This window comes from Pseudolysinimonas sp., from assembly GCF_031389465.1.
Taxonomy (GTDB): Bacteria; Actinomycetota; Actinomycetes; order Actinomycetales; family Microbacteriaceae; genus Pseudolysinimonas_A.
On the sequence record NZ_JANMSQ010000089.1, the window covers coordinates 1 to 2,917 of the forward strand.

General features: G+C 70.9%; 2 protein-coding genes. One reads left to right on the forward strand and one right to left on the reverse strand.

Translation table 11 applies throughout. The annotated features are described in order from the left end of the window. Nucleotides 1-86 precede the first annotated feature (86 nt). Nucleotides 87-830 (forward strand): hypothetical protein, encoded by a 744-nt coding sequence (locus RMO30_RS03480; protein WP_309709558.1) that lies wholly within the window; start codon nt 87-89, stop codon nt 828-830. Between the two features lie 79 nt (nt 831-909). On the opposite strand, the gene RMO30_RS03485 is transcribed toward RMO30_RS03480, so the two are convergent. Beyond that, on the reverse strand, nt 910-2,670 hold the full coding sequence (locus RMO30_RS03485) for a biotin carboxylase N-terminal domain-containing protein (protein WP_309709560.1): 1,761 nt from the start codon (nt 2,668-2,670) through the stop codon (nt 910-912). Nucleotides 2,671-2,917 lie beyond the last annotated feature (247 nt).

The following is a 2,917-nucleotide window of genomic DNA, read 5'->3' on the forward strand; positions in this document are numbered from 1 at the left end:
GCACAGCGACCAGAGGTCGTGGGTGCAGTAGTAGCAGCGCCCACAGGAAATCGCGAAGCTCTTTTAAGGTCATCCCGACAGGTACGGTGGAGCGAAACAAATCCCACTGGACGGCCGCCGCTGCATGGAACCTGACGGTTCTCGGCGAGTTTCCGCCCGACGCGCACGCTCTCGCCGTGCGATCCTCGGGCGGTCGCAGCGACGAACGCCTCGTCCGGCACTGCACCGGCATCCCTGCTGCGACCGACCGGCTCGAGGGACTCGAGGTGACGACCCTGGCTCGCACGGTCATCGATCTCGCGCGTGTCGCGCCCTTCTCGGTCGGCGTCGTCGCCGCGGATGCCGCATTGCGCGGTGACCCTGGCGGGACGCACCGTGCCCTTGACCGCGGCCTGTTGCTCGACGAGATCGGCCCACCGGGTCGACGCGGTGCCGCTCGCGCACGCCAGGTGGTCGAGTTCGCCGACGCCGGGTCAGGCTCGCCGGGAGAGTCGCTATCCCGCGCGTCGATGCTGCTGGCGGGTATCCCCGCGCCAGTGCTCCAGTTCAAGTTCTCCGACCGGCTCGGGGTGATCGTTGCGGACTTCTGGTGGCCGCAGTTCGACCTCGTCGGCGAGTTCGACGGGCGGATCAAGTATGAGGATCCCCGGTACCTCGCCGGTCGCACGCCTCAACAGGCGGTGCTCGACGAGAAGTTCCGTGAGGACCGCATTCGTGCCCTCGGCCCCCGCGTCAGCCGGTGGGGGTGGGATGTCGCCCTCTCCCCCGGCAGGCTGCGAGCCCACCTCGTGGCGGCAGGCGTCCGCCCCGAGCGCTACCGCAATTGGTGAGCGCGGCCAATACCGGGGGCGCGCTCGCCGAAACGGGTAGCGCTCGCGCCTTCAGCCTTCAGCCTTCAGCCTTCAGCCTTCAGTCTTCGATCGCGAGGAGACGGTGGCCGGCCGAGACGGTCGCGCCGACTTTGGCGTCGAGTGCGGTGATCGTTCCGTCGCGATGGGCAGCGATCGGCTGCTCCATCTTCATCGCCTCGAGCACGAGCACGAGGTCGCCCTTCACGACCTTGTCGCCATCGGCGACGGCGACCTTGACGATCGTCGCCTGCATGGGCGAGGCGATCGACGTACCGGTCGCCGATGCGACTCCCCCGCCGCCGGCGCGACGGCGCGGCGCCGGGGCGGCCGACACCGAACCGGAGGACGGCAGCAGCCTGGTCGGCAGCGAGACTGAGATGCGCTTGCCTTCGACCTCGACGACGACGTCGTGGCGCTTCTCCGGGGCTCCGGATTCGGTCAGCATCCCGCCCCACGGCTCGATGTCGTTGTCGAATTCGGTCTCGATCCACCGGGTGTAGACGCCGAAGTTGCCGTCGGCGGCGATGAACGCCGGGTCGCGCACGATCTTGCGGTGGAACGGCAGCACGGTCGGCAGCCCGGCCACCTCGAACTCGTCGAGGGCGCGGCGGGCGCGCTCCAGGGCGTCGGCACGGGTGTGGCCGGTGACGATGAGTTTCGCGAGCAGCGAGTCGAACGAGCCCGAGATGACGTCACCCGTCGTGACGCCCGAGTCGACGCGGACGCCGGGCCCGCCGGGGAAGCGCAGCACGTGCACGGGCCCCGGCGTCGGCATGAAGTTGCGGCCCGGGTCTTCGCCGTTGATGCGGAACTCGATCGAGTGGCCGTGGGTCACCGGGTCTTCGGGGTCGAGGAGTCCGCCCTCGGCGATGCGGAACTGCTCGCGCACGAGGTCGATGCCAGTGACCTCCTCCGAGACGGGGTGCTCGACCTGGAGGCGGGTGTTGACCTCGAGGAACGACACCGTGCCGTCGCCGCCCACCAGGAACTCGCACGTTCCGGCGCCGACGTATCCGGCCTCGCGCAGGATCGCGATCGAGGCCTCCCTGAGCTGGGTGTTCTGGGCGTCGGAGAGGAACGGTGCGGGGGCCTCCTCGACGAGCTTCTGGTGCCGGCGCTGGAGCGAGCAGTCCCGGGTGGAGACCACCACGACCGTCCCGTACGCATCGGCCAGGCACTGCGTCTCGACGTGCCGCGTGTTCTCGAGGTACCGCTCGACGAAGCACTCGCCGCGCCCGAAGGCGGCGGTCGCCTCGCGCACGGCCGACTCGAACAGCTCGTCGATCTCGTCCGCGGCGCGGGCGACCTTGAGGCCACGTCCCCCGCCACCGAACGCGGCCTTGATGGCGATCGGCAGGCCATGCTCGGCGGCGAACGCGTGGATCTCCGCCGGACCCTGGACGGGTTCGGGCGTGCCCGCGACCAGCGGCGCCCCGGCGCGCTGGGCGATGTGCCGCGCGCTCACCTTGTCGCCGAGCGACTCGATGGCCGACGGCGGCGGGCCGATCCAGGTGAGCCCGGCGGCGATCACCGCGGTGGCGAACGAGGCGTTCTCGGCGAGGAAGCCGTAGCCGGGGTGCACGGCGTCGGCGCCGGCGCGGCGGGCGACGTCGATCAGCTTGGCGGCGTCCAGATACGTCTCGGCGGCGCGCATCCCGTTGAGCGCGAACGCCTCGTCGGCGAGGCGGACGTGCAGCGCCTCCCGGTCGGGATCCGCGTACGCGGCGACGGACGCAATTCCGGCGTCGCGGCAGGCCCGAACGATGCGGACGGCGATCTCGCCACGGTTCGCGACGAGGACCTTCGAGATGGGGGGCACGGCTTACCGTAACGCGCACGGTCCGGCGGGTTCACCTTGGCGCGCGTCGACGCCCGAAGATTGGGCATCCCCGCCAAGGGTTCGACGGGCTGTTTGGAGGATTCCCACGAGGACAGGGGTTGCTCGTCGCGGTGACGGGTTCGCCCTTGTGTCCACCGCACAACGCGCGCGGCGCGACGCAGTACCCGCGGCCCACCTCACCGACCGCGCGGCCCGCGGCACCCGGCGGTCTCAGCGTCCGGCGTCG